The organism is Antarctobacter sp. (assembly GCF_965277915.1).
Taxonomy (GTDB): domain Bacteria; phylum Pseudomonadota; class Alphaproteobacteria; order Rhodobacterales; family Rhodobacteraceae; genus Antarctobacter.
On the sequence record NZ_OZ255849.1, the window covers coordinates 4,138,510 to 4,162,401 of the forward strand.

The 23,892-nt window shown below is 64.7% G+C and carries 27 protein-coding genes; 19 read left to right on the forward strand and 8 right to left on the reverse strand.

What is annotated here, in order from left to right; all coding sequences use genetic code 11:
- Positions 1–93: 93 nt before the first annotated feature.
- Positions 94–945: a DUF2189 domain-containing protein gene (locus ACQY5B_RS21165; RefSeq protein WP_420327567.1), complete on the forward strand. Its 852-nt coding sequence runs from the start codon at positions 94–96 to the stop codon at positions 943–945.
- A 98-nt stretch (positions 946–1,043) separates the two neighbouring features.
- Here the strand turns inward: ACQY5B_RS21165 and ACQY5B_RS21170 are convergent, their stop codons facing one another.
- Together ACQY5B_RS21170 and ACQY5B_RS21175 are read right to left on the reverse strand one after the other, a co-directional pair.
- Positions 1,044–2,030, reverse strand: a complete 987-nt coding sequence (locus tag ACQY5B_RS21170; protein WP_305969876.1) for an NAD(P)H-quinone oxidoreductase — start codon at positions 2,028–2,030, stop codon at positions 1,044–1,046.
- 104 nt (positions 2,031–2,134) lie between these two features.
- Positions 2,135–2,815 carry a COQ9 family protein gene (locus tag ACQY5B_RS21175; RefSeq protein ID WP_305969875.1) on the reverse strand — a complete coding sequence of 227 codons (681 nt, stop codon included), beginning with the start codon at positions 2,813–2,815 and terminating at the stop codon, positions 2,135–2,137.
- 115 nt (positions 2,816–2,930) lie between these two features.
- Between ACQY5B_RS21175 and rpsU the strand changes: the two genes are divergently transcribed.
- A complete protein-coding gene (gene rpsU / locus ACQY5B_RS21180; protein WP_007818122.1) occupies positions 2,931–3,137 on the forward strand; it encodes a 30S ribosomal protein S21 in 207 nt (68 codons plus the stop codon).
- 171 nt (positions 3,138–3,308) lie between these two features.
- A complete protein-coding gene (locus ACQY5B_RS21185) occupies positions 3,309–5,051 on the forward strand; it encodes an alpha/beta hydrolase (protein ID WP_420327565.1) in 1,743 nt (580 codons plus the stop codon).
- 81 nt (positions 5,052–5,132) lie between these two features.
- Here ACQY5B_RS21185 and ACQY5B_RS21190 read toward each other — a convergent pair whose 3' ends face one another.
- Positions 5,133–6,599, reverse strand: coding sequence for a D-alanyl-D-alanine carboxypeptidase family protein (locus tag ACQY5B_RS21190; protein ID WP_305972464.1), 1,467 nt, complete (start codon positions 6,597–6,599; stop codon positions 5,133–5,135).
- Positions 6,600–6,916: 317 nt separating this feature from the next.
- Positions 6,917–7,615, reverse strand: a complete 699-nt coding sequence (locus tag ACQY5B_RS21195; protein WP_420327564.1) for an HAD family hydrolase — start codon at positions 7,613–7,615, stop codon at positions 6,917–6,919.
- A gap of 126 nt (positions 7,616–7,741) precedes the next feature.
- Between ACQY5B_RS21195 and clpS the strand changes: the two genes are divergently transcribed.
- From clpS to ACQY5B_RS21220, 5 genes are read left to right on the forward strand one after another with little or no spacing between them, the layout of a single operon-like run.
- Positions 7,742–8,065, forward strand: a complete 324-nt coding sequence (clpS, locus tag ACQY5B_RS21200; protein WP_305972465.1) for an ATP-dependent Clp protease adapter ClpS — start codon at positions 7,742–7,744, stop codon at positions 8,063–8,065.
- A gap of 21 nt (positions 8,066–8,086) precedes the next feature.
- The gene (locus ACQY5B_RS21205) at positions 8,087–9,076 is read left to right on the forward strand and encodes a class I SAM-dependent methyltransferase (protein ID WP_420327563.1); all 990 of its coding nucleotides are present in this window, start codon (positions 8,087–8,089) and stop codon (positions 9,074–9,076) included.
- A gap of 40 nt (positions 9,077–9,116) precedes the next feature.
- A complete protein-coding gene (locus tag ACQY5B_RS21210) occupies positions 9,117–9,917 on the forward strand; it encodes an SDR family NAD(P)-dependent oxidoreductase (protein ID WP_305972461.1) in 801 nt (266 codons plus the stop codon).
- A 55-nt stretch (positions 9,918–9,972) separates the two neighbouring features.
- Positions 9,973–10,854 carry an oxygen-dependent coproporphyrinogen oxidase gene (hemF, locus tag ACQY5B_RS21215; RefSeq protein WP_420327561.1) on the forward strand — a complete coding sequence of 294 codons (882 nt, stop codon included), beginning with the start codon at positions 9,973–9,975 and terminating at the stop codon, positions 10,852–10,854.
- 10 nt (positions 10,855–10,864) lie between these two features.
- On the forward strand, positions 10,865–11,674 hold the full coding sequence (locus ACQY5B_RS21220) for an arylamine N-acetyltransferase family protein (protein WP_420327560.1): 810 nt from the start codon (positions 10,865–10,867) through the stop codon (positions 11,672–11,674).
- Between the two features lie 35 nt (positions 11,675–11,709).
- On the opposite strand, the gene ACQY5B_RS21225 is transcribed toward ACQY5B_RS21220, so the two are convergent.
- Both ACQY5B_RS21225 and ACQY5B_RS21230 read right to left on the reverse strand, forming a co-directional pair.
- A complete protein-coding gene (locus ACQY5B_RS21225; RefSeq protein WP_420327558.1) occupies positions 11,710–12,255 on the reverse strand; it encodes a pseudouridine synthase in 546 nt (181 codons plus the stop codon).
- A 4-nt stretch (positions 12,256–12,259) separates the two neighbouring features.
- The gene (locus ACQY5B_RS21230; RefSeq protein ID WP_420327557.1) at positions 12,260–12,709 is read right to left on the reverse strand and encodes a nucleoside deaminase; all 450 of its coding nucleotides are present in this window, start codon (positions 12,707–12,709) and stop codon (positions 12,260–12,262) included.
- Between the two features lie 108 nt (positions 12,710–12,817).
- On the opposite strand from ACQY5B_RS21230, the gene ACQY5B_RS21235 reads away from it, so the two are divergent.
- The 8 genes from ACQY5B_RS21235 to ACQY5B_RS21270 all read left to right on the forward strand — a co-directional run bounded on the left by ACQY5B_RS21235 (position 12,818) and on the right by ACQY5B_RS21270 (position 19,899).
- Positions 12,818–13,657 (forward strand): pseudouridine synthase, encoded by an 840-nt coding sequence (locus tag ACQY5B_RS21235; RefSeq protein WP_420327555.1) that lies wholly within the window; start codon positions 12,818–12,820, stop codon positions 13,655–13,657.
- 103 nt (positions 13,658–13,760) lie between these two features.
- Positions 13,761–13,958 carry a hypothetical protein gene (locus tag ACQY5B_RS21240; protein ID WP_420327554.1) on the forward strand — a complete coding sequence of 66 codons (198 nt, stop codon included), beginning with the start codon at positions 13,761–13,763 and terminating at the stop codon, positions 13,956–13,958.
- A gap of 18 nt (positions 13,959–13,976) precedes the next feature.
- Positions 13,977–14,819 carry a hypothetical protein gene (locus tag ACQY5B_RS21245; protein WP_420327553.1) on the forward strand — a complete coding sequence of 281 codons (843 nt, stop codon included), beginning with the start codon at positions 13,977–13,979 and terminating at the stop codon, positions 14,817–14,819.
- Positions 14,820–15,011: 192 nt separating this feature from the next.
- The gene (locus tag ACQY5B_RS21250; RefSeq protein ID WP_420327552.1) at positions 15,012–15,914 is read left to right on the forward strand and encodes a 5-bromo-4-chloroindolyl phosphate hydrolysis family protein; all 903 of its coding nucleotides are present in this window, start codon (positions 15,012–15,014) and stop codon (positions 15,912–15,914) included.
- 21 nt (positions 15,915–15,935) lie between these two features.
- A complete protein-coding gene (locus tag ACQY5B_RS21255) occupies positions 15,936–17,117 on the forward strand; it encodes a toxic anion resistance protein (RefSeq protein WP_420327551.1) in 1,182 nt (393 codons plus the stop codon).
- Positions 17,118–17,125: 8 nt separating this feature from the next.
- The gene (locus tag ACQY5B_RS21260) at positions 17,126–18,094 is read left to right on the forward strand and encodes a DUF2927 domain-containing protein (RefSeq protein WP_420327550.1); all 969 of its coding nucleotides are present in this window, start codon (positions 17,126–17,128) and stop codon (positions 18,092–18,094) included.
- Positions 18,095–18,109: 15 nt separating this feature from the next.
- Positions 18,110–19,237, forward strand: a complete 1,128-nt coding sequence (locus ACQY5B_RS21265; RefSeq protein ID WP_420327549.1) for an SPFH domain-containing protein — start codon at positions 18,110–18,112, stop codon at positions 19,235–19,237.
- A gap of 71 nt (positions 19,238–19,308) precedes the next feature.
- Positions 19,309–19,899, forward strand: a complete 591-nt coding sequence (locus ACQY5B_RS21270; protein ID WP_420327547.1) for a DUF3228 family protein — start codon at positions 19,309–19,311, stop codon at positions 19,897–19,899.
- Positions 19,900–19,911: 12 nt separating this feature from the next.
- On the opposite strand, the gene ACQY5B_RS21275 is transcribed toward ACQY5B_RS21270, so the two are convergent.
- Positions 19,912–20,445, reverse strand: a complete 534-nt coding sequence (locus tag ACQY5B_RS21275; RefSeq protein WP_420327546.1) for a hypothetical protein — start codon at positions 20,443–20,445, stop codon at positions 19,912–19,914.
- Between the two features lie 143 nt (positions 20,446–20,588).
- On the opposite strand from ACQY5B_RS21275, the gene ACQY5B_RS21280 reads away from it, so the two are divergent.
- Complete coding sequence (locus tag ACQY5B_RS21280; protein ID WP_420327544.1) at positions 20,589–21,740, forward strand: TFIIB-type zinc ribbon-containing protein; 1,152 nt, start codon at positions 20,589–20,591, stop codon at positions 21,738–21,740.
- A 73-nt stretch (positions 21,741–21,813) separates the two neighbouring features.
- Here ACQY5B_RS21280 and ACQY5B_RS21285 read toward each other — a convergent pair whose 3' ends face one another.
- Positions 21,814–22,227 carry an Hsp20/alpha crystallin family protein gene (locus tag ACQY5B_RS21285; protein WP_420327543.1) on the reverse strand — a complete coding sequence of 138 codons (414 nt, stop codon included), beginning with the start codon at positions 22,225–22,227 and terminating at the stop codon, positions 21,814–21,816.
- Between the two features lie 171 nt (positions 22,228–22,398).
- Between ACQY5B_RS21285 and ACQY5B_RS21290 the strand changes: the two genes are divergently transcribed.
- Positions 22,399–23,298, forward strand: coding sequence for a carbohydrate kinase family protein (locus ACQY5B_RS21290; protein WP_420327542.1), 900 nt, complete (start codon positions 22,399–22,401; stop codon positions 23,296–23,298).
- Complete coding sequence (gene dtd, locus ACQY5B_RS21295) at positions 23,295–23,738, forward strand: D-aminoacyl-tRNA deacylase (protein WP_420327540.1); 444 nt, start codon at positions 23,295–23,297, stop codon at positions 23,736–23,738. The genes ACQY5B_RS21290 and dtd overlap by 4 nt, the downstream gene beginning before the upstream one ends.
- The last annotated feature ends 154 nt before the right edge of the window (positions 23,739–23,892 follow it).

A 23,892-nucleotide genomic window follows, 5' to 3' on the forward strand; every position in this document is an offset into this window, starting at 1 on the left:
ACCTTTTGACGCATCAGCGCGTCCGACTGGCCTGCCCGTCGCCGCGCGACGGGGCCCCCGGTTGGCGCGACAATCGCCAAGAGGAGAGGACTCATGCCTCAGACCATCGGAAATCCCGGAACCTGGATTGCCAATGCCTTCGGGCTGGCCGGACGCCACGCGGCGGACTCGGCCCAATCCCTGGGCAGCGAGGATACCACGCCGCCCCGCACCCGCACGCTGACCACCGAGGACCTGCGAGAGGCCCTGTCAGCCGGGTGGTACGATTTCCAGAAGTGCCGAACCGACGTGATGTTCCTGGTGCTGCTCTACCCCGTCATCGGCATCATCCTGGCGCTGGCCGCGCTCAATATGAACCTCATCCCTCTCATCTTTCCCCTGATCGCCGGTTTTGCCCTGTTGGGGCCGGTCGCGGCGGTCGGTGTCTATGAAATCAGCCGCCGCCGCGAACAGGGCGAGGAAATCGGCTGGCTCGGGGCGCTCAAGGTGGTGGAAAGTCCCCGCTTCGCCTCGATCCTGGTCTTGGGGATCTACCTGGCGGTGATCTTTTGCCTCTGGCTGGTGGTGGCCGGCCACCTCTATGGCGCGACGCTGGGGCCAGAGGCGCCGGCCTCAATCGGCGCCTTCCTCGGCGATCTCGCCAGCGGGGCCGGGCTGGTGATGGTCATCGCCGGGTGCGCCATCGGCGGCATCTTTGCGCTTGCCGTGCTGGCCACCAGCGTGGTGTCCTTCCCGCTTCTGCTGGACCGATCGGTGGGGCTGCCCGTGGCGGTGCTGACCTCGGTCCGCGTCACCCGGGAAAATCCGCGCGTGATCTTGACCTGGGGTGCCATCGTCACCGCCGGTCTGGTGCTGGGCAGCATCCCCGCTCTCATTGGACTGGTGATCGTCCTGCCGGTCCTGGGCCACGCGACCTGGCATCTCTATCGCCGTGCGGTCATCTGACCCGACAAGGGGCGCGAAACGGTGCCGCGCCCCTGCTTCTTTGGTCAAAATACCACCGGTGGTGAATTGAACGCAGGCCAAGAGGGGGCAGCGCCCCCTTACCCGGCCACCTTCAACACGATCTTGCCGATATGGCCCGAGCTTTCCATGCGCATGTGCGCCTCTGCGGCCTGGTCCATCGGGAACTCGCTGTCCATCACCGGCCCCACCTTGCCCGTGTCCAGTAATGGCCAGACCGTTTCACGCAGGCTGTCCGCGATGCGCGCCTTGGCCAGGTCGCTCTGCGGGCGCAGCGTGCTGCCGGTGATTGTCAGGCGCCGCATCATGACCAGCGCAAAATTTAGCTCGACCTTGGGACCTTGCAGAAAGGCGATCTGCACCAGTCGCCCGTCCTCGGCCAGCGCCTTGACGTTTCGCGGCAGGTAGTCGCCCCCCACCATGTCGAGGATCAGGTTGGCGCCGCCTTCTTCCTTCATCACCGCCACGAAATCCTCGTCGCGGTAATTGATCGCCCGTTCCGCGCCCAGATCGGTACAGGCCTTGCACTTGGCGTCAGAGCCCGCCGTGGCAAAGACACGCGCGCCGAAATGATGCGCCAGCTGAATCGCCGTCGTCCCGATACCGCTGGACCCACCGTGAACGAGGAACCGCTCACCGGCCTGCAAACCGCCGCGCTGAAAGACGTTGGACCAGACGGTGAAGAAGGTTTCCGGAAGGCAGGCCGCCTCTTTCATCCCCATACCCTGCGGCACCGGGAGGCAATGTGCGGCAGGGGTGGCGACATATTCCGCGTAACCGCCCCCGGGCAGCAATGCACAGACCTTGTCGCCAAGCGAGAGGGACTCCACCCCGGCGCCCAGCGCCACCACCTCGCCCGAGGCCTCGAGCCCCGGCAGATCAGAGGCGCCGGGCGGCGGTGCGTAGCTGCCTGCGCGTTGCAGGGCGTCCGGGCGGTTGACCCCGGCATAGGCGACCTTGATGACCACCTGCCCCGCCGCCGGTTGCGGCATCGGGCGGGTCGTCGGTTTCAGCACCTCCGGCCCGCCCGGCTCTGTGATCTCGATCGCGCGCATGGTTTCCGTCATGGTTCAGCCTCTCTGTTTGCGGATTTGGTAGCAAGCAGGACCGGGGCGGCAAAGCGGTTTCCCGCGCCGCCCCCTGCGCCGATTGCGCGCGGCCGACCGCCCGGTCAGCGAGGGTAGGTATGGCCACCGGGCAGGTCGGACCCGTCCCGGGAAGGCGCCTGCACCCGCTCTAGGATTTTTGCCGGGCCGGCCATCAGCCCGCTCAGCAAACGGTTTCCGCGCACCTGCGCCTTGGCCTTTTCAAAGCGCATCACGTCCTCGATCCGGCGATCCAGGAAGGCCCATGTCGCCTCGTTTTCCAGTGAATCGTCGCCAAGCCAGTAAAGCACGGTCGAGGAATAGACCCCCGAAAGCGTCGCCCGCTTGGTGTACCAGTTGAAATCTTGCGAGGTGTCCCCCAGCGCCGTCCAGATCGCGTCCGCCGTGCCCCAGATCAGCCGCGCGCCATCGGGCGCATAGACCGGCAAGGCGAACAGGGTCGTCCCGCGCCGCACCGCCTCGCGGTCCTCGGCGGCCTCTATCCGGGCCCGCACGGCAAAGGCCACGCGGTCGCGAAAGCGTATGTCCTCAAGGTCGGCCTCGTCTATCCGGCGCAGCATCTCGGCATCACCGCGCTTGTGATAGGCCACGGCCAGATCAACCGCCCCACGCGGGAACAACCCGCGGGCCACCACGGGGTCCACCCCGGCGTCGGAAACCGCGGCGCGAAAGCTCGTTTCGGACCAGCCGTCAAAGGGCACATGCATCAAGGCGGCGTCCAGGATCTTGTCTGCGGTATCGGGCATGGAACGGGTTCCTCTCGTCGCGGCGTCACTCTAGACAACTAGGCCAACGGTTGCTATACGGCCACCTCCTGCAATTCTCCTTGCAACTCAAACCTAGAAAGGTGGTGACAACCACATGCAGGTCAGTGTTCGCGACAACAATGTCGATCAGGCGCTCCGCGCTCTGAAGAAAAAGCTGCAGCGCGAAGGCGTGTTCCGCGAGATGAAGCTTCGGCAGCATTTCGAGAAACCCTCCGAGAAGAAAGCCCGTGAAAAGGCCGAGGCGATTCGCCGCGCCCGCAAGCTGGCGCGCAAAAAGGCCCAGCGCGAAGGGCTGCTGTAAGCGACCGAACGCATTTTGAGACACGAACCCCTGCGACCCGCTCGCGGGGGTTTTTCTTTTGGCACGGTGTCGTGTCCGCAACGGACAAGCGCGGGTATTCCCCACCTTGTTCCAGTCCTCCAAGCCATCATAATCATTACAGGATGGACTCTCTATGCCCGTGAGGGGACGATGACACAGTTTACCCGTTTCGTATTCCTGGCTTTTCTCGCAAGCCTGACAGCCGTCCCGGCACCGGGCCGGGCGCAGGACATCAGCCGGGTCATCGCGCTGGACGCGCTGGCCGGGACCGATCCGTTCCAGGCCCTGCAGCAGGTCGATATCGCCCTGAGAGATCCGATTGTCCTGGGCACCCCCCCCAATATCCGCATCCTGGTCGACCTGATGCAGCTGCGGGCCGACCTGCTGGACGGGCTGGGCTATGTTCAGGCCGCCGACGCCTGGGCCGACCTGGCCCGCACCCGCGCATTTGCCCGGACCGAACTGGGCGAGGACCCGGTGCCCGCTTTCATCAAGGCCGCCGAAACCTATGAGGCGCAGGGCGCCGTCAGCTCGGCCCGTACGATGATCGAGGCCGCCATTGCCGCAGAGGAAGAAACCGGACGCAGCGATGCCGTGCTGCGCGACCTCTATGCCGAATTGGTCCGACTGACGGAATTGATGGGCGACGACGCCGCGGCCGATCGGGCACGCGCCGCGCTCGAGGCGCTGGCCTCGCCGTCGCTCGAGACATCGTTTGTCAGCGAGGACGACGGCTTCCACGCAGTCGATGTCTATTATGCCACCGACCGCGCCCGCAGCGGAGACAAGCACCCTGCCCGATTCTATGGTGGCGAGCGCGGTGATCGGCTGGAACTTGGGATTGCCACGGTCACGATCCCCAACATCCACGTCGCCGGACAGGTCGAGAAACCCTCGATCTGGCGCCTGGAATTCCGCGCCAACCCGTCCAAGCACATCCTGTTGAAATCGGTCGAGCCGGTCGATCCCGACAGTTTCTACGGCCGCCTGCAGGGGGAATTCGAGGAGGACGGCCAGCGCGATCTTCTGGTTTTCATCCACGGCTACAACACCAGTTTCGAATATGCCGCCCAACGCACGGCGCAGGTCGTGCACGACATGGGCAACGGCACCGTGCCGGTCCTGTTTTCATGGCCTTCGCGCGACACCACGATCGGGTACAACGCCGACGCCGCCGTCGTGCGCTTGTCCGGCCGTCGCCTCGCGCGCTTTCTCGAAGACCTGGTGCTGCGCTCCGGCGCGCGCTCGATCAACGTGGTCGCGCATTCGATGGGCAACCGCGCCCTGACCGACGCGCTGGAGATCATGGCGCTGCGCCGCGACGCGCGTCCGGGTGACCAGCCGATCCTGGATCAGGTCATGTTTGCCGCGCCCGACGTGGACGCCGAACTGTTCGGCGCGATGGCGGGCACCTTTGCGCCGCTGGCCCAGCGCATGACGCTTTATGCCTCGTCCACCGACTGGGCGCTGGTGTCTTCGGGCAAACTGCACGGATCTGCCCCCCGGGCCGGGCTGGGCGGGGATGTGATCTTGGCGCATCCGGCCTTCGACAGCATCGACATGACCTCGCTTGGCGACGACATGCTGGCGCACAACTATTTCTCGAACGACAGTTCGGCACTGGTCGACATCATGACGCTGTTCTGGCGCGACGTGCCACCAGAGCGACGCTGCGGATTGCAGGCGCGTCCCGCGCGCAACGGCACCGTCTGGGCCTATCGCGAGGGGGTCTGCCCCTCGAACGACCTGATCGGCGTCATTTCATACGCCCAGTCGCGCCACCTGCGGACCAGCAACGAACTGCGCAGCCTTGTCGCCGATCTCCTTTCCGAGGAAAGCCGCGTCGAGCGTGTGATGAGCGTGATCGATCAGATCCTGGACGCTGTCCGCTGACCCGGCGGACAGCGCAACAAAAAGGCGGCTGTACCTCCAGGTACAGCCGCCTTTCTGTTTGTCAGCCTGCGCCTCGTCGGATCAGCTTGGCCCGACCATGAAGCAGGTCATCTGTCGTGCCTGAAGCCGACGGCAGGCCAGTTCGGCGCCGTCGCGCGTCATCCCCATGAACATCGCGTCAAAGCCTGTCTTGCCCCGCACAACCTTGCGCAAGGCATCATCCAGTGTCGCTGTTTCCGTGAGCCCGGTCTTCAAGAGCATCTTCTGCGCCTGGTACTCGTTCGGGAAGCGGCCCACGTTGATGCCCCAGTGCCGCCCGCCGGAGGTCGACAGGCGTGTGACGACCTCGGCCTTGCGGGCGGGTGTCGGTGTATCCTTGTAGCTGAGCGTGGCGGCGGCCGCGGCTGGCCGCTGCACCGGCTTTTTCGACTTCGCCGGGGCGGCCACATCGGTGACATCGGCCACGACAACCACCTCCGGGTCGTCGGGCGCGGGGTCCGGCGCAGTATCGGAGGCCAGCACGATCTCCTGCAACTCTCGCTCGATGTCCTTGCCGACCGAGGCCACCAGCGGTGCCACCAACGCCGGATCCACCGCGCTGCCCGGTCGCGCCTTGGGCCTCAGGCTGCGGGTCACGGCAGCAGAGGCAACCCGGATCGACTTCGCCCGCGTGCCCGGCGCCGGATCCGAGGTATTGGCGACCACGATGCCGCCGGCACCAGCCCCCTTGCCAAGGTAGGGCGGACGATCGGGCTTGCGCACCTTCACCCAGGTCGGGGCTTTCTTGAACCCCAGGTCCAGCAGTTCCGCCACCCGTGCGTTGCGCGTGGCCGTCGACCGACCGCCAAAGACGGTGGCGATCACCCGTTCGCTGCCGCGCTCGGCCGAAGCGACGAGGTTGAAACCGGCGGCGCGTGTGTACCCGGTCTTGATCCCGTCGGCGCCACGGTACGAACTCAGCATCCGCGAGTTGGTGTGATTCACCCGGCGCACCCCCGCATCCGCGGTCTTGCGCGAGAACAGGTTATAATACTGCGGGTAGTCGTAGATCATGTGCTGCCCCAGGATCGTCATGTCGCGCGCCGTGGACAGGTGCCCGCTTTCGGTCAGACCGTGTGCATTCTTGAATGTGGTGCGCGTCATGCCCATCGCCTTGGCGGTCCGGTTCATGCGGCGGGCAAAGGCGGCCTCGGATCCCTCGATTCCCTCGGCGATGGCCGTGGCGGCGTCATTGGCGGATTTGACCGCCGCCGCGCGCACCAGGTAACGCAGCTTGATCTTCTGGCCGGGCCGCAGGCCCAGTTTCGACGGCTCTTCCGCTGCGGCCTTGCGCGACACGGTGATCAGTGTGTCCATCGTCAACTCGCCGTTCTGCACCGCCTCGAAGGCGATATAGAGCGTCATCATCTTGGTCAGAGAGGCGGGATGCAGCCGGGTATCGGCGTTCTGCGCGTGCAGCACCTTGCCGTTGCGTGCGTCCATCACCATGGCTGCATAGGGCGCAGCCGCTACGCTGAGCGGCAACAGAACAATGAGCCACACGAACATGAAGAAATACAGGCCCCAATGGCCTGACTGCCTGCGACGTCCCGTCACGATACACTGCCTTTCTGCCTCGTCCCCCCGATTTTTCGGTTGGGGTTGTTGCTTATGTCCCGGCCCCATTTTGCGCGACCGTGGTTAAGAGGATGCTAACACGAAAGGAACTTCAAGAGAAGCGGGCAATGCCCTGATATTCATGGATTTTTATCATTGTGAACCCGCTAGATGTAGCGGGTTGATACGCGTCCAGCCCCTAGACCGTCCATTAGGACGGCAATGTGGCGAAATATGGCCGAAATATGGCGACTCGGTTGCGACCCTCTTTAGCCGATCTCGTGAACGAGGCCGGGCAGATCGCCAAGATCGGTCAGGGTCCGGAATCGCGGCGCCTCGGGGGGCTCGGCATGTTCCAGCGCCCAGGCCAGATCATGCGGCACATGCACGCCCCAGGCACCGGCCTCAATGGCGGGGACGACGTCCGATTTCATCGAGTTGCCCACCATCATCGACGCACCGGTGCCGCCTGGCAGAGAACCGAAGATGCGCGCATAGGTGTCGGGTTGCTTGTCCGAAACGATCTCGACCCCGTCGAAAAGGTCACCGAGGCCCGATTGGGCCAGCTTGCGTTCCTGGTGCAGCAGGTCACCCTTGGTGATCAGGACCACGCGATGCGTGTCGGCCACCGCCTCCACCGCGTCCTGCGCATGGGGCAAAAGCTCGATCGGGTGGGCCAGCATGTCACGCCCTGCCGCCATCAGTTCCGAGATGACCGAGGCCGGCACGCGCCCCTCCGTCACCTCGATGGCGGTCTCGATCATCGACAGGACGAAACCCTTCACCCCGAATCCGTAGTGGCCGATGTTGCGGCGCTCGGCCTCGACCAGGCGCTCGGCCAGGTGGTCCTTTTCCGCGTAGTCGCGCAGCAGATCTGCGAATCGCTCTTGGGTGAGCACGAAAAAGCGTTCGTTGTGCCACAGGGTGTCATCCGCATCGAAACCGATTGTTTGCAGTTTTTTCGGCATCCTGTATGCAGCCGCGAACGGCCCCCTTTTCGCCAACCTCCCCTACCCTATATACAAGGGCCGTAGACGGAAACCCAAAGCGCGATTGCCCTGATGACAGACGCCCACTTCACCCGGACGTTCATGATGACCGGCACCCCGCCCGATGACGGCGAGGGCGACGCCGACATCGCCGTGAAGACCAAGCCCAAGACCAAGCGCCCGCCGCTCTACAAGGTTCTGCTGCTGAATGACGACTATACGCCGATGGAATTCGTCGTGCATGTGCTCGAACGCTTCTTCGGCATGACCCATGCGCAGGCCTTCGAGGTCATGCTGACCGTCCACAAGAAAGGTGTCGCCGTGGTCGGCGTCTTCAGCCACGAGATCGCGGAAACCAAGGTGGGGCAGGTGATGGATTTCGCCCGCCGTCACCAGCACCCCCTGCAATGCACGATGGAGAAGGAATAGGCGCCCGCGCCCTTCCGTCCCATGTCCACCGATCGTCTTTCCTTCGCCCTCGCCTCCGGCGGCCTTTCCCTGCCTGACGACGGCCGAATCGCGCTTGTCGGCGCCCCCGGAGATGCGGATCTTGTCGGGCTGGACCTGGCCCGCGTCGAGGTCATCCAGACATTCTTTCCCGATCACGCCGCCTGGCAACAGCGGGGCATCACCGTGCAGACCGCGCCCGACGGCCCCTACGCCGCGGTTATCGTGACCCTGCCCCGGGCCCGTGACCTGGCCGAAGACCGCCTCGCCCGGGCCAGCGTACTGGCCCCCGGCGGGCTCGTGGTGGTGAATGGCGCCAAGACCGATGGTATCGAAGCCATCGTCAAGGCCCTGCGCGGTCGCGTGACGCTGCTGGGCCAGGTGTCCAAGGCGCATGGCAAATGCCTCTGGTTCGAGGGCGGTGCCGATCTGGCGGACTGGCAACACGAACCCGCGCGTCTGTCCTCGGGCGACCTGACCGCGCCGGGCATCTTTTCCGCCGACGGGCCCGATCCGGCCAGCCAGGCACTGGCAAAGGCCCTGCCCGCCACGATCAAAGGGCGTTTTGCCGATCTCGGCGCCGGTTGGGGCTGGCTTTCGCGCCAGATCCTGAAAAATGAGGCCGTCACCGAACTACACCTCGTCGAGGCCGAGAAGACCGCGCTGGATTGCGCCCGCGCAAACGTCAGCGACGCCCGCGCGCAGTTCCACTGGGCCGATGCAACGGACTGGACTCCCTCCAACGCGCTTGACGGCGTCATCATGAACCCGCCCTTTCACCAGGGCCGCAAGGCCGATCCGGAGATCGGCCGCGCCTTCATCACCTCTGCGGCCCGCATCCTTGCGCCGCACGGACGGCTGTGGCTGGTTGCCAACCGTCACCTGCCCTACGAGGCCACACTTGCCGAGGCCTTTCGCGAATCATCAGAGATCGGCGGCGACAACCGGTTCAAGATCCTGCAGGCCGCGCGCCCCTCTCGTCATCGGCGCTGAACGCGCTTAGCTTGACCGAAACCCCCTCACGAGGCCCCCAATGAGTTTCTCCATCGAAGGCAAGACCGCGATCGTGACCGGCGCCGCCAATGGCGTGGGCCTGGCCATCGCACGCCATTTCGCCAACAAGGGCGCCAACGTCATGCTCGCCGACATGGACGAGCCGCAGCTCGTCAAGGAATGCAAGGGCTCTGACGATGACAGCTCGATCCGATATTTTGCCGGCGACCTGCGCGAACGCCTGACGATGGCGAACCTCCTTTCCGCCACGCTCGACGCCTTTGACCGGGTCGACATCCTGATCAACGGCTCGCGCCAGCTGCTGACCTCCGATCCGCTGGACCTGGAGGATGACACGATGGAAACGCTTCTGTCGCAGAACCTGACGACGGCCTACCGCATGACCCAGCTGGTCTCGCGCCGGATGATCAAGCAGGCGGCGGGACAGGAAGAGGGACAGGTGGGCGCCATCGTCAACCTGTCGTCCATCGCCGCGCGCCGCACGCATCCCGAACTGCTGGGCTATTCCGTGTCCTGCGCCGCGCTGGACCAGATGACCCGCTCGATGGCCGTGGCGCTGGCGCCGCACCGGATCCGCGTGAATGCGGTCGCCTTCGGTTCGGTCATGTCCTCCAGCCTCAAGGACACGCTGCGCGAGCACAAGAGCTATCGCTCTGACATCGAGGACCACACGCCGCTGGGCCGCATCGCCGCCCCGCGCGAACTTGCCGAGTCGGTGCAGTTTCTTTCCTGCGAGGGCGCGGGCTTTGTCACCGGCCAGATCATGACGGTCGACGGCGGGCGCACCCTGCTGGACCCGGTGGCGGCCCCGGCGCACTGACGCTTGTCGCGCGTGCCTTGCTGACCTAGACATCCCTGAAAAGGGAGAGCACCGTATGATGGACACCGAAAAGGACCGCGCCAGCAGCTGGTTCCGCCAGTTGCGCGACGAGATCGTTGCCGCTTTCGAAGGGCTGGAGGACAGCCATTCCGAAGGCCCCTTCTCTGACATGGCACCGGGCCGCTTCGAGGTGACCGAGACAAAGCGCGCCTCCGACGACGGATCAGACGCGGGCGGCGGACTGATGAGCGTCATGCGCGGCGGCCGCGTGTTTGAAAAGGTCGGCGTCAACGTCTCGACCGTCTACGGCACCCTGGGTGAGGCCGCGCAAAAGGCAATGGCGGCGCGTGGCGTGCCCGGCATGGACAACGACCCGCGCTTCTGGGCCTCGGGCATCAGCCTTGTCGCCCACATGCAGAACCCGCATTGCCCCGCCGTCCATATGAACACCCGCATGTTCTGGACCCCGGGCGCCTGGTGGTTCGGCGGCGGGTCCGACCTGAACCCCTGCATCGAATACGATGAGGACACGGCGCATTTCCACGCCACCCAAAAGGCGCATCTCGATCCGCACGGGGACACGCTCTACCCCGAGCTGAAGGCCTGGGCGGACGAGTATTTCTACATCCCCCATCGTCATCGCGCGCGCGGCGTCGGCGGCATCTTCATGGACGATCGCAACACCGGCGACTGGGAGGTGGATTTCGCCCTGACACAGGACATCGGCCGCGCCTTTCTGCCCGCCTACCTGCCGCTGGTGGAAAAGCGGCGCGTGCAGGACTGCTCCGAGGCTGACAAGGATACCCAGCTGATCCACCGCGGTCTTTATGCCGAATACAACCTTGTCTACGACCGTGGCACCAAGTTCGGGCTCGCCACCGGCCATGACGCCAACGCCGTCCTGATGAGCCTGCCACCGCTGGCGAAATGGGTCTGAGCGCGACGCCGTGAGCGGTTTCGACCTCTCTCTCTATCTCGACCGGCTGGGCATTGGCCCCGTGCCTCCCACGACCGAAGGCTTGGCCCGCCTGCAAAGCGCGCAGATCCGGCGCATTCCCTTCGAGGATATCGATCCATTCCTTGGGATTACCCCGGGCGTGAACTCGGCGGAGGTCGCCGACAAGATCCTGCACCGGGGCCGTGGCGGCTATTGCTTTGAACAGAACCGGCTGTTTCAGGATGCCTTGCTGGCGCTCGGGTTCGACGTGACACGACGGCTGGCCCGCGTCCGCAAGGGCGCGGCACGGGGTGGTGCGCGTACGCATCTTTTGCTGATCTGCCGGATAGACGGCACCGATTACCTCGCCGACGCCGGTTTCGGCGGGCCAACACCGTTGGAGCCGCTCTTGCTGGATGAGAATGGCCCCCAGACCGCCCCCAACGGCAGCTACATCCTGCGCGATGATCCCGCCACGGATGAGCGGGTGCTATTCCTGCGCAAGCCCGACGAGGAATTTGCGCTGTATGGGTTCGATGATGCCCACGTCTGCGACAGCGACATCGAGGCCGGGAACTTTCTCTGCTCGCACTGGCCACAGGCGCCCTTTCCGCATCACCTCATGGTCAAGGGCTACGACGGGGATATGCCGCTGGGCCTGCTGGACCGTCAGTTGACCGAGGCAGGCGAAAAACGGTTGTTGATCAACGCCGAAGCCCTGCACAACGTCCTGTGCGTCAGGCTGGGCCTCGTCCTGCCTGATGACACGGTTCAGGCTCTCTGGGACCGCGTCCAGGTTCTTTCCGCCCCGCCTCGGTGAAACGCTTGATCCAGGGCCTCCTGCCGACTCCCCTTTCAGGCGTCGCGCCATTTTCCCTGCGCGATTCCGTCCAGCGTCCAGTCCCCGACCGACCAGCGCACCAACCGCAGACAAGGAAGGCCGACATGGGCGCACATGCGCCGCACCTGCCGGTTGCGGCCCTCGGTGATGGTCAGCTTCAGCCAGGCATCGGGCACCGTCTTGCGGAATCGTACCGGAGGATCACGCGGCCAGAGGTCTGGCGTCTCGATCTGATCGCAATGCGCCGGCCGCGTCGGTCCGTCCTTCAGTGTCACGCCCTTGCGCAGCGCCTCTAGCTGATCCTGAGAGGGATTGCCCTCGACCTGCACAAGGTAGCTCTTGGGGCGCTTGAATTTGGGGCTGGCGATGCGCGCCTGTAACCGCCCGTCGTCGGTCAGCACCAGAAGCCCCTCGCTGTCCCGGTCCAGCCGGCCCGCTGGATAGACCCCCGGCACGTTGATGAAATCCGACAGGGTTGCGCGCGGCGTATCGGCGTTGCCCTTGTCGGTGAACTGCGAAAGCACTCCGAACGGCTTGTTGAACAGGATTACCCTCGCCATGTCGTCATCTCCGCGCCGCAAAGAAGTCGCGCAGCAACTCCGAGGCTGCGTCGCCCCCGATGCCGTCATAGATCTCTGGCACATGATGGCACTGCGGATGGGAAAACACCCGCGGCCCCTGCGCCACGCCGCCGGATTTCGGATCCGATGCGCCGTAGTACAGCCGGCGGATGCGCGCAAAGCCGATTGCCGCGGCGCACATCGGACACGGCTCCAGCGTGACGTAGAGATCATGGTCCGGCAATCGTTCGGTGCCCAGCATCGAACACCCCGCGCGGATCACCAGCACCTCGGCATGGGCGGTGGGATCGTTCCGTTCCCGGGTGCGATTGCCCGCCTGCGCGATCACCTCGCCCCCGGGCGAAACAAGGACGGCCCCCACCGGAACCTCGCCGCGGCGGGCGGCGGCCTGCGCCTCTTCCAGGGCTATGTCCATGTGGCTGCGGAACGTCATGGCACCTGTTAGCGCGGCCAGAGGGTGGGGGAAAGGCGCTTGCGGCCACCTTCAAAGGGCTTTCGAAGGCCCTTTCGCCCGGCCCCGCCGCCGCGTTAAAGGACAAGGATGGAAAACAAGACCCCACCCGGAGAGCGAATCGCCAAGGTCATCGCCCGCGCAGGCCGCGCCAGCCGGCGCGAGGCCGAACGCATGATCGCCGAGGGCCGTGTCACCGTGAACGGCAAGGTGATCGACCGCGCCGCACTGAACGTCACCAATGCGGACAAGGTCATCGTAGACGGCACCCCGCTCGAGGCGCCCGCCCCCGCCCGGCTCTGGCTGTATCACAAGCCGACCGGTCTGGTGACGACCACGCGTGATGAACAGGGCCGGCCCACGATCTACGACGACCTGCCGGAGGATCTGCCCCGCGTCATGAGCGTCGGGCGGCTGGACCTCAACTCCGAGGGATTGCTGCTGTTGACCAATGACGGCGCGATCAAGCGCAAGCTGGAACTTCCCTCGACCGGCTGGCTGCGGAAATACCGGGTCCGCGTGAACGGACGCCCGACGGACGAGGTGCTGAAACCGCTGCGTGACGGCATCGAGGTCGACGGGCAGAAATTCCAGCCGATGCAGGTCAGCCTTGATCGCCAACAGGGCGCCAACGCCTGGCTGACCGTGGGCCTGCGCGAGGGCAAGAACCGCGAGATCCGCCGCGCCATGACCGACATCGGCCTGACCGTGAACCGGTTGATCCGGGTGTCTTACGGACCGTTCCAGCTGGGCCAGATGAAACCCGGCGAGGTGCAGGAGGTTCGCCGCAAGATCCTGCGCGATCAACTGGGGCTGGAGCCCGAGCCGGTTGGCACTGCCAAGCCCTCGAAACCGGGAAGACCCGGCAAGCCCGGGGCTGCGGGCAAACGACAGGTCCAACGCCGCCGACGGGAGCCAAGAAAGAGTTAACGACAGCGCCAGCTGTGGCTTTTGCTTCACTCTTCGTTAACGTTTCTTTATTTTTCCCGGCGCCTGCCCCGATTTCGCCCCGTTTCGCACGAATGTTGTCCTCATGGTGACAACATTCATAGCCCTTTCGATTCTCCTTGCCTCTGCCCTGCTGGTGGTGGGCAACCTGCGCATGGTCGCGGTGGACACCTTCGACGCGGTGGCCACCTATACCCGTCGCGCACAGAAGAACGGGCAATTGATCCGACACATCGCCTATTTTGCACTGTGGCTGATGATCTTCATCATGAGCTACACCTGAGGGGAGGCGTCGAGGCAAATGGATCTGATCCGAGACAACGCGGAATTCGCCGCTGACGAGGGCTATGACGGGCTGGCCGTCGAACGAACCCAGATCGATTCCGGCCTGAACTTCCTCTTCCTGGCCGCCTTTCCATTGCTGCTTTGGGTGTTCCAGGGCTCCTTTGCCGGCATTGCCACCGCGATTGCCCTGCTCTGGGTCTATTCTCTGGCGCTGCGCCTGATCGCTGCCGGGCAGCAAATCCACCATGACTACGACCATGCCGAGGTTGCGCGCGCCCCGCGCGTGCCCCGCAAGGTGATCGGGTCGATGCTGATCGGTCTCGTCGTCCTGATCCTGGCCGGGCACAAATACGACAACCTGTGGATCCCTGCCCTGACGGGGATGTTGGCCACCTGCCTGGCCCTTGCGGCCTTCGGGCTGGACCCGATGCGCAACAAGGGCTCGGAACGGGCAACAGGTCAAACGACACTGGACAGCGTCGAGGCATCCCTCGCCGCCCTTGCCGATCGTGTTGCCGCGCTGGACGACGCCGCTCTGACGCACCAGGTCGCGGCCGCGCGCCGGCTGGTGCTGGGTCAGATGCGGCAAGTCTCGGGCGATCAGCGTAACGCCGAGCGGCTGGACCGGCCCGCACGCAGGGTCGTCGAGATCCTCGAACAGGAAATCGACCGACTTGAGCAAGCCTGGAACAGCAAGGGCCACGTCTTTGCCCGGCGGCGGTTTCTTGCCAAGCTGGACATCATGACCGACAGCTTTGAATCCTTTGCCAAGCGAAACGGCATCCGGAGGACCCGCGATGCATTTGAGCGGCAGGCCGACCAGCTGATCGACAGGATGCCCCGGGAATCCGCCGCCTGACGCGGCAACCCCGGACTTCCCCCTAGCAAGCGCAGCATTTTGCCCTTAAGTTCCGGCTTGGAAACGCGCGATAAAAGCGCCGTCACCCGGGGAGTGCGATGTCTGGAAACGCCTTGCAGAAGGTGAGCTATGCCCTGCTGATCGTGCTGCTTTTCGGAGTGGCGACCGGCTGGCTGGGAGGGCTTTGACCGGATGGCTCGCAAGTTCGGTGGAAAATTCAGCCCCGACGGGTCTCCCGATGGCCCCGACGATCGGCCGCACAAAGATCGCCCGGCCTATCACGGGGCCCGCGTCTCGCCCGCGGGTGCGCGGTCAAACGTCCTGTTCATTCCCGGCGTGGTTCTGGCGATCCTGTCGATCAATGACGGCGCCATCGGCTTGGCCGCGGGCCTTGCAGGCGCCGCAGCGCTGCTGCTGGGCGCCTGGCTCTTGCGCGACGGGCTGATCGCCGAGGCCGCCTACCACGAACGCAAGATCGCGCGCCGCCCGGCCATCCCGCGCAAGATATTCGCCGCCGTCCTGTGCGGTGTTGGTGCAGGCATCGCCGCCTGGCGATCGGAACCCGGTCTGATCGCGCCGCTGATCTTCGGCGGCGCCGCGGGCGTACTGCATATCGGCGCCTTTGGTATCGACCCGCTGAAAGACAAGGGCATGGATGGGATCGACACCTTCACCCAGGATCGCGTCGCCAAGGTCGTGGACGAGGCGGAAAACTATCTCAATGCCATGACCGATGCGGTAAAACGCGCCGGGGACCGCCAAGTCGAGGCGCGGGTGGACCGCTTTACCGTCAAAGTCCGCGAAATGATCCGAACGGTCGAGGAAGATCCGCGCGACCTGACTGGCGCGCGCAAGTTTCTGGGCGTCTACCTGATGGGCGCCCGCGACGCGACGGTGAAATTCGCGGACATCTTTTCCCGCCAGCAGGACCGCGATGCCCGCAGCGATTACATGATGCTGCTGACCGATCTGGAAGAAAGCTTCGACAAGAAGATCGACAAGCTGCTGGCGGACAACAACGAAGACTTGAACGTGGAAATCGAGGTTCTGCGCGACCGCCTGCAACGTGAAGGCGTCCACCTCGAACCAAGATGAATTCATTGAACAGGGGATCCCATGTCTGAAAACACACGTCAGGAAGCCGAAAAGACCGTGGCCTTGGTCGACGAGGTGAACGCCGTTGTTCTTCCCGATCCGGTCGAGGCCAATGCCGTCGTGCCGCTCAAGGATGCGCCCGCAGAGGTCAGCGGCGAGATCCGCTCGCGGATGGACGAACTGGACATGGCGGATACCAATTCCATCGTCTCTTTCGGCTCTGCCGCCCAGGCCGAACTGCAGGAAATCAGCCAGGCCATGCTGACGGACGTGCGCAACAAGGACGTGGGTCCGGCGGGCGACTCCCTGCGCAACATCGTCACCACGATCCGCGGTTTTTCCGTGTCCGAACTGGACGTGCGCCGCGAACGCAGCTGGTGGGAGAAACTGCTGGGCCGCGCCGCCCCCTTCGCCAAGTTCACGGCCCGTTTCGAAACCGTGCAGGGCCAGATTGACAAGGTCACCGACGACCTGCTGAAGCACGAGCACATCCTGCTCAAGGACATCAAGTCGCTCGACCTGCTGTATGAAAAGACCCTGCAGTTCTACGATGAACTGGCGCTCTACATCTCTGCTGGCGAGGCAAAGATCGAAGAGCTGGACACCCAGACCATCCCCGCCAAGGAGGCCGAGGTTCAGGCCGCCGCCGAGAATGACGCGGTGATGATCGCGCAGGAACTGCGCGATCTGCGCGCTGCGCGCGACGATCTGGAGCGCCGGGTGCACGACCTCAAGCTGACCCGCCAGGTCACGATGCAGTCTCTGCCCTCGATCCGGCTGGTGCAGGAAAACGACAAGTCGCTGGTCACCAAGATCAACTCGACCCTCGTCAACACCGTGCCGCTCTGGGAAACCCAGCTGGCGCAGGCACTGACGATCCAGCGGTCGAAACAGGCCGCCGCAGCCGTGCGCGACGCCAACGACCTGACCAACGAGCTGCTGACCTCGAACGCCGCCAACCTGCGCGACAGCAACAAGATGATCCGCGAAGAAATGGAACGCGGCGTCTTCGACATCGAGGCCGTCAAGCAGGCCAACGCCGACCTGATCTCCACCATCGAGGACAGCCTGCAGATCGCCGACGAAGGCAAGGCGCGCCGCGCCAAGGCCGAGGAGGAACTGCAGAAGATGGAGCACGAGTTGCGCGACACGCTGGCCTCTGCCAAGTCCCGGCGCGAAGCGGCCGGATCGGTTCCGGGCTGAGGAAGACCATGAAGGGCGGCTTGAAAACAGCACTGGCACTTTCAGCTGCCCTGGTCCTGTCGGGGTGTGTCGGCTCTGACCTTGCGCCGCGCAAGACGGGGGTGAAACCGGCTGCGCGGCCGGCAACGCTGGCCCCGGCCGAAAAGCCGGCAGCGGAACCCTCGCGCGCCAGCCGCGCCCTGGCGCAATACTATGGCCGGGTGCAGAACGATCTTCTGGCCCGCGGCCTTTTGCGTACCGATGGCGGCGGGCCGGACACGTCCTTTACCGACACGATGCTGGTACGGAACTTCGCGGCCATCGCGCTCGAAGAGGAATACGAACGCGGGGCTGGCCTGCGGCCTTCGTCCGGTGCCCCCAGCGCGATCAAGAAATGGACGATCCCCGTCCGCATGACGACGGAATTCGGCCCGGGCGTCCCCAAGGACCAGATCGCCGAGTCTCGCGCGCAGGTCGCCTCGTTCGCGGCACGCCTGTCACGAGTCACCGGGCATCCGATCACGATGGTCGACAACAACCCCAATTACCACGTCCTGTTCATGTCCGAGGACGACGCAGGCCTGATCTCCCCGCGCATCCGCGAGATCGTGCCGGACGTGAACCCGACCGCGCTGCGCATCTTCGACAACCTGCCGCGCGGCATCCATTGCGTCGTTGTCGCCTTTTCGCGCAGTCCCGGCGGGTATGATTACGGCACTGCCATCGCCGTCATCCGGTCAGAACATCCGCCGCTGCTGCGCCGGTCCTGCATTCACGAGGAACTGGCCCAGGGCATGGGCCTGGGCAACGACAGCCCCCGCGCGCGGCCGTCGATCTTCAACGACGACGATGAATTCGCGCTTCTGACCACCCATGACGAGATGCTGTTGAAAATCCTCTACGATCCGCGTCTCAAACCGGGCATGAGTGCCGAAGAGGCGCTGCCGATCGTTCAGCAGAAGGCAGCACAATTGATGGGCACCACAGGCCCAAGCTGATTTAGGGAGTGTAACATGGGCATCTGGGATTTCCTGTCCGGACAATTCATCGACGTCATCCACTGGACGGACGACACCCGCGACACGATGGTCTGGCGGTTCGAACGCGAAGGCCACGAGATCAAGTACGGCGCCAAGCTGACGGTGCGCGAGGGACAGGCCGCAGTCTTTGTCCACGAGGGCCAGTTGGCGGATGTCTTCACCCCCGGTCTCTACATGCTCGAGACCAACAACATGCCGATCATGACCTCGCTGCAGCACTGGGACCATGCGTTTCAGTCGCCGTTCAAGTCCGAGGTCTATTTCGTCAACACCAATCGGTTCACCAACCTGAAATGGGGAACCAAGAACCCGATCATGCTGCGCGACCCGGAATTCGGGCCGACCCGCATCCGCGCCTTCGGCACCTATTCGATCAAGGTGGCCGACCCCGCGCTGTTCATGACCGAAATCGTCGGCACCGACGGCGAATTCACGATGGACGAGATCAGTTTCCAGATCCGCAACATCATCGTGCAGGAGTTTTCCAGGGACATCGCGGCCAGCGGGATCCCCGTGCTGGACATGGCCGCAAACACCGGCGACGTGGCCGAACTGATCCGCAAGGCGATCGACCCGGTGATCCACCAGTACGGCCTCGAACTGGTCGAGCTCTACATCGAGAACATCTCTTTGCCCGAGGCGGTGGAAAAGGCACTGGATGCCCGTACCTCGCGCGGGATCGCCGGCAATCTCGACGACCACATGAAATGGAAGGCCGCCGAAGCGATGGGCCAGGGCGGCGCGATGGATCAATCGATGGGCATGGGATTCGGCGCTGGCATGGGCATGCAGATGGCCAACGCGATGGGCCAGCAAGGCCCTTGGGGCGCTGCCCCGCAACAGCAGGCGCGGCCGCAGCCCGCCGCGGCGCCGATGGCCCCGCCGCCGCCGCCCGTCGAACATGTCTGGCACCTGGCCAAGAATGGGCAGACCTCCGGCCCGTTCTCCAAGGCCGACCTGGGCAAGATGGTCGCCAGCGGCGAACTGACCCGCGAGACCCACGCCTGGACCCAGGGACAGGACGGCTGGAAGCGCGCCGGAGAAGTGCCGGAACTGGCACAGCTCTTCACCGTCATGCCGCCCCCGCCGCCGCCGATGTAAGCGCGGCCGGCCCCGAAGACGTCAGTCCCGGGCACGCCCCGGGACAACTCCCCATCACACCGGAGACGCCCATGCACGTCGCCATGACCGATTTCGCGCGCCGCAACTGGCAGCCGCGCGCCAGCGGTACGCTGATCGAGGGTATCTCACCCGATGAGTTGATCGACCGCTGCAACGCTGCCCTTGCCGGGGGCGCAGAGCTCGTCGATGGCTATGCCCCCTTCTGCAAGCACCTGTTCCTTGAGAATGACACCGACACCCGTTGCGGCTTTGCCCCAATCACACCGGTGAACGCCCACCTGCTGCGCAGCGGTTACGCGGCGCGGCGCGAGGGCGAAATGGCGGTCCTGGAACGCTGGTTCGAGGGCGAGGCCCCAGTCGCCGGCTGGCTGGACGTGATCCTCTACAGCCACGCGCAACTGGTGGCTGAGGCCGCCGACTACCCCGAGGAACAAGGCGTTCCAGATTGTGACTGGGGTGTGGTCTCGATCATCGGCACGCTGGAACCGGTCGAACCGCCCATGCCTCCGATCACCCAATGGCGTAACGCTTTGGGACGCGCGGCAGGTGGGTCCGGCAAGGAGATCGACCCCGAGGCCTATGCCAGGGCCGTTGCCTTCTGGGACCGTCACGCCGCCGTCCGGCAACCGGAAGACACCTGACAGCCCACGGTGTCAGCGCGTCAGCAGGCTCAACATTGGCGGGGCATGACAGGCATCGGCGGGAAAGTCGTGGTCCTCCACCCGGATCGCCGGAAACGGCTCTCCCGGCGCGATCTGGCTTTCAATAATCAGCCGGTTGTCGATGCAGATGTCCTGCGCCGCGTTGCCGATGTTGAAGCCGAAACCGTCCTTTCCGCAATCCTGCCCCTCGCCGTTCATGTTCCAGGCCTGTGGCATCCAGATGCCCTGCCCATCCACAAGGAAACTTCCTGACGCCGGGTCGAAATGCAGCCGCCAGCTTGTTTCCTCGTTCAACATGGTCAGCGCCCAGCGCCCCACCGGTTCGCCTTCCTTGCTGCCCTCGATCACGAAACAGCTCAGATCCTGCGCAAGGACGAAAGGCCCGCTGATGGCCGCGCTGTCGTATTGCAGCGCCCCCGTGACCGCATAGCCGCCACCGCCGGTCCATTCAAAGGCATAGGTCACAGGCTCTGCCACGGCGGCCGCTGCCGTCCACACCATTCCCAGGACCAGACATCGCATCATTCGGTCGCTCCCTTTCCGCATGCCGACACGCTAGCCTTCGCGCCGGACAGCGCCAAGGGCAGGCAACCGGGATTTTCCCTTTCCCCGGGACACAATCCGCGCAAGGATGCGGGCAAACGCCACAGCTTGATGCCTTTTTCAACATGAGTGATCTCCCCCCACCGCCCCCCTCCGACGCTCCGCCACCGCCGGCCCCGTCCAAGGACCCAACGGACGAGCACCGATTTCCCTGTGACCAGTGCGGCGCCGATTTCCGGTTCGATCCGGAAAGGGGCAAGCTGGTATGCGAACACTGCGGCAACACGTCCGAGGTCGATGTCGCGACCGGCCCATGGGAGGGCGGCATCCGCGAACTGGATTTCCGGGCCGCGATGAACAACCTCCTGCCCCTGCAGGAGATGGAGGAAACCCGGGTGTCGACCTGCCCGAACTGCGCCGCACGGGTCGAATTCGATCCCGACGTTCATTCCGCCGAATGTCCTTTCTGCGCCACGCCCGTCGTCACCGACACCGGCACCCACCGCCATATCAAGCCGCGCGGGCTTTTGCCCTTCGCACTGGACGAACGTGCCGCGCATGATGCAATGAACGAATGGCTTGGCAAGCTCTGGTTCGCGCCGAACGGGTTGCAGGAATACGCCCGGAAGGGCCGCAAGCTGACAGGGATCTATGTCCCCTACTGGACCTTCGACGCCGACACGAGCTCGGACTATCGCGGTGAGCGCGGCACTGTCTATTACGAGACCCGGCAGGTCATGCGCGACGGCAAGATGGAAACCGAGCGCGTGCAAAAGATCCGCTGGACGCGCGTTTCGGGCCGGGTCCAACGGTTCTTCGACGACGTGCTGGTGCTGGCCTCCAAGGCGCTGCCCAAACGCTATACCGATGCGCTGGAACCCTGGGATCTGTCGGCGATGGAACCCTACCGGCCAGAGTTCCTGGCCGGTTTCCGGGCCGAAGGCTATCAGGTCGACCTCGACGAAGGTTTCGCCGAGGCCAAGGTCAAGATGGACCAGCAGATCCACCGGGACGTGAAATTCGACATCGGCGGCGACCGCCAGCGCGTGCACACCATCGACACCGAAATGCGCGACATCACGTTCAAGCATGTCCTGCTGCCGGTCTGGATGGCCGCCTACAAGTACCGGGGCAAAAGCTATCGGTTCGTGGTCAACGGCCGGTCGGGCCGGGTGCGCGGCGAACGCCCTTGGTCAGCATGGAAAATCGCCTTTGCCGTGGTGCTGGGCCTGATCGTGGCCGGTGGCATCGGCTACCTGATCGCCATGAACCAATGAGCGATGGGTGAGCGGCTGTCCATTCTGGGCATGGGAATACACTACGGCCCCCATGCCCCGGCCTTCCGTCCTGTCAGCGTTTCTTCACCTCGATCTTCTTGCCACCACCGCTGTCAGGGGCCCGGCGCGGCACGGTGATTTCAAGAACTCCGTTCGACACATGCGCCTCGGCCTTGTCCGCATCCGCGTCCCCCGGCAGACGGAACGAACGGCGAAAGCTGCCGAACTCTCGCTCCGAAAAATACCAGGTGTCGCCCTTGTCTTCGCGCGTCTCGGTCTTTTCCCCCGAGACGGTCATCACCCCCTGTTCGACGCTCAGGTCGATGGCATCCTCGGCCACGCCCGGCAATTCGATCCGAATACGATAGGCGGCATCATCCGAAGAAGCATCCGAAGCAGGGGTAAGCCAATCCGCCAGCTTGTTCTGGATATGGCGAAAGGGCGCGTAGAGATTGGGCATCAGGCCCGTCTGGTTCGATTCGACCATGACCAACATCTCCTCTTGTCGTTGACGGTCACAATGGCCCCAATCTTACGGCCGCGGCGCCCTGCGTCCTTGATCCGAAGCAAATTCTGGTGTTGCGTCGGGTACCCGCGGGCTTTGACGCTGAGCGTGCCGCGGTATAGTTAGCGCAAACAACAAACTTGGAGAGCGTCCATGATCCTCTGCTGCGGCGAAGCGCTGATCGACATGTTGCCCCGCGAGACGGGCACAGGGGAACGGGCATTTGCCCCATATGCCGGAGGAGCCGTCTTCAACACGGCCATCGCCCTTGGGCGGCTTGGCACGCCCTCCGGCTACCTCGGGGGGCTGTCCCGGGACCTCTTCGGGCAGATGCTGGCCGAGGCATTGACCGCCTCTCAGGTCGATTACAGCCTTTGCCCTCGCTCGGCCCGGCCGACCACGCTGGCCTTTGTCACCCTCACGAACGGACAGGCGCAATACGCCTTCTACGACGAGAACACCGCGGGGCGGATGCTGTCGGAAGCAGACCTGCCGAACCTCGGCGATGAGACGGACGCGCTCTTCTTCGGCGGCATCAGCCTTGTCTCGGAACCGCAGGCACAAAGCTACGCCACGCTCTGCGCCCGTGCCGGCGACCGCGTCGTGATGATCGATCCGAACATCCGCCCCGGCTTCATCACCGACGAAACGGCCTACCGCACGCGCCTGGCACAGATGCTGTCCCGCGCCGACGTCGTCAAATTGTCCGACGAGGACATGGACTGGCTGGGGACGGACGCGAACACCCTGCTGCGCGAAGGAACCGCGGTGGTGCTGATCACGCGCGGCGCGGAGGGCGTCGACGTTGTCACACGCGAGGGCGAGACGCGAGTCCCGGCCCAAAAGGTCGAGGTGGTCGACACCGTTGGCGCGGGCGACACATTCAACGCGGGCTTCCTTGCCGGACTGCATCGGGCCAGCCTGCTGACGCGCCCCTCGCTTGCCGCGGCGCAGGCCGCCGATCTCGCCAAGGCGGCGGACCTGGGGGTGCGCGCCGCCGCCGTCACCGTCAGCCGCGCCGGCGCGAATCCCCCCTGGAAGGACGACCTGTGAGGGCACTGATCCAGCGCGTCACCTCGGCGCGGGTCGATGTTGGCGGCGCCACGGTCGGAGAGATCGGCCAAGGCGTGTTGGTTCTGATCTGCGCCATGCAGGGCGATACCGATACAGAAGCCGACAAGCTCGCCGCCAAGATCGCCAAGCTGCGCATCTTCAAGGACGACGCGGGCCGAATGAACCGCTCTCTCCTCGATATCGGGGGCGCGGCCCTGGTGGTCAGCCAGTTCACCCTTGCCGCCGATACGTCCCGCGGCAACCGCCCCGGCTTTGCCACCGCCGCCCCGCCGGCCGAAGGGGAAAGGCTCTACGCGAATTTTGCCAGCGCTCTTCAGGCGCAGGGCTTGCCCGTCGCCACGGGTCGTTTCGGCGCAGACATGGCGGTGAGCCTCGTCAACGACGGGCCCGTGACCATCTGGATGGATACCGACGGATAGGGCCTTCAAGCGGGGGCCAGCCCCCGCACCCCCGGAGTATTTTTGCAGAGAAGAAAGCCGCCAGCGCCCCTGTCTTCTTCTCTGCAAAAATACTCAAAATACACCGAGCCTCAAGCCGAAGGCGGCGGGCGAGAGGCAAAGCGCCGCCGCAGGC

Excerpts from the sequence above, each read along its gene's own strand:
- ACQY5B_RS21165 (WP_420327567.1), top strand. The coding sequence starts at position 94 with ATGCCTCAGACCATCGGAAATCCCGGAACCTGGATTGCCAATGCCTTC.
- ACQY5B_RS21170 (WP_305969876.1), bottom strand. The coding sequence starts at position 2,030 with ATGACGGAAACCATGCGCGCGATCGAGATCACAGAGCCGGGCGGGCCG.
- ACQY5B_RS21175 (WP_305969875.1), bottom strand. The coding sequence starts at position 2,815 with ATGCCCGATACCGCAGACAAGATCCTGGACGCCGCCTTGATGCATGTG.
- rpsU (WP_007818122.1), top strand. The coding sequence starts at position 2,931 with ATGCAGGTCAGTGTTCGCGACAACAATGTCGATCAGGCGCTCCGCGCT.
- ACQY5B_RS21185 (WP_420327565.1), top strand. The coding sequence starts at position 3,309 with ATGACACAGTTTACCCGTTTCGTATTCCTGGCTTTTCTCGCAAGCCTG.
- ACQY5B_RS21190 (WP_305972464.1), bottom strand. The coding sequence starts at position 6,599 with ATGTTCGTGTGGCTCATTGTTCTGTTGCCGCTCAGCGTAGCGGCTGCG.
- ACQY5B_RS21195 (WP_420327564.1), bottom strand. The coding sequence starts at position 7,615 with ATGCCGAAAAAACTGCAAACAATCGGTTTCGATGCGGATGACACCCTG.
- clpS (WP_305972465.1), top strand. The coding sequence starts at position 7,742 with ATGACCGGCACCCCGCCCGATGACGGCGAGGGCGACGCCGACATCGCC.
- ACQY5B_RS21205 (WP_420327563.1), top strand. The coding sequence starts at position 8,087 with ATGTCCACCGATCGTCTTTCCTTCGCCCTCGCCTCCGGCGGCCTTTCC.
- ACQY5B_RS21210 (WP_305972461.1), top strand. The coding sequence starts at position 9,117 with ATGAGTTTCTCCATCGAAGGCAAGACCGCGATCGTGACCGGCGCCGCC.
- hemF (WP_420327561.1), top strand. The coding sequence starts at position 9,973 with ATGATGGACACCGAAAAGGACCGCGCCAGCAGCTGGTTCCGCCAGTTG.
- ACQY5B_RS21225 (WP_420327558.1), bottom strand. The coding sequence starts at position 12,255 with ATGGCGAGGGTAATCCTGTTCAACAAGCCGTTCGGAGTGCTTTCGCAG.
- ACQY5B_RS21230 (WP_420327557.1), bottom strand. The coding sequence starts at position 12,709 with ATGACGTTCCGCAGCCACATGGACATAGCCCTGGAAGAGGCGCAGGCC.
- ACQY5B_RS21235 (WP_420327555.1), top strand. The coding sequence starts at position 12,818 with ATGGAAAACAAGACCCCACCCGGAGAGCGAATCGCCAAGGTCATCGCC.
- ACQY5B_RS21240 (WP_420327554.1), top strand. The coding sequence starts at position 13,761 with ATGGTGACAACATTCATAGCCCTTTCGATTCTCCTTGCCTCTGCCCTG.
- ACQY5B_RS21245 (WP_420327553.1), top strand. The coding sequence starts at position 13,977 with ATGGATCTGATCCGAGACAACGCGGAATTCGCCGCTGACGAGGGCTAT.
- ACQY5B_RS21250 (WP_420327552.1), top strand. The coding sequence starts at position 15,012 with ATGGCTCGCAAGTTCGGTGGAAAATTCAGCCCCGACGGGTCTCCCGAT.
- ACQY5B_RS21255 (WP_420327551.1), top strand. The coding sequence starts at position 15,936 with ATGTCTGAAAACACACGTCAGGAAGCCGAAAAGACCGTGGCCTTGGTC.
- ACQY5B_RS21260 (WP_420327550.1), top strand. The coding sequence starts at position 17,126 with ATGAAGGGCGGCTTGAAAACAGCACTGGCACTTTCAGCTGCCCTGGTC.
- ACQY5B_RS21265 (WP_420327549.1), top strand. The coding sequence starts at position 18,110 with ATGGGCATCTGGGATTTCCTGTCCGGACAATTCATCGACGTCATCCAC.
- ACQY5B_RS21270 (WP_420327547.1), top strand. The coding sequence starts at position 19,309 with ATGCACGTCGCCATGACCGATTTCGCGCGCCGCAACTGGCAGCCGCGC.
- ACQY5B_RS21275 (WP_420327546.1), bottom strand. The coding sequence starts at position 20,445 with ATGATGCGATGTCTGGTCCTGGGAATGGTGTGGACGGCAGCGGCCGCC.
- ACQY5B_RS21280 (WP_420327544.1), top strand. The coding sequence starts at position 20,589 with ATGAGTGATCTCCCCCCACCGCCCCCCTCCGACGCTCCGCCACCGCCG.
- ACQY5B_RS21285 (WP_420327543.1), bottom strand. The coding sequence starts at position 22,227 with ATGGTCGAATCGAACCAGACGGGCCTGATGCCCAATCTCTACGCGCCC.
- ACQY5B_RS21290 (WP_420327542.1), top strand. The coding sequence starts at position 22,399 with ATGATCCTCTGCTGCGGCGAAGCGCTGATCGACATGTTGCCCCGCGAG.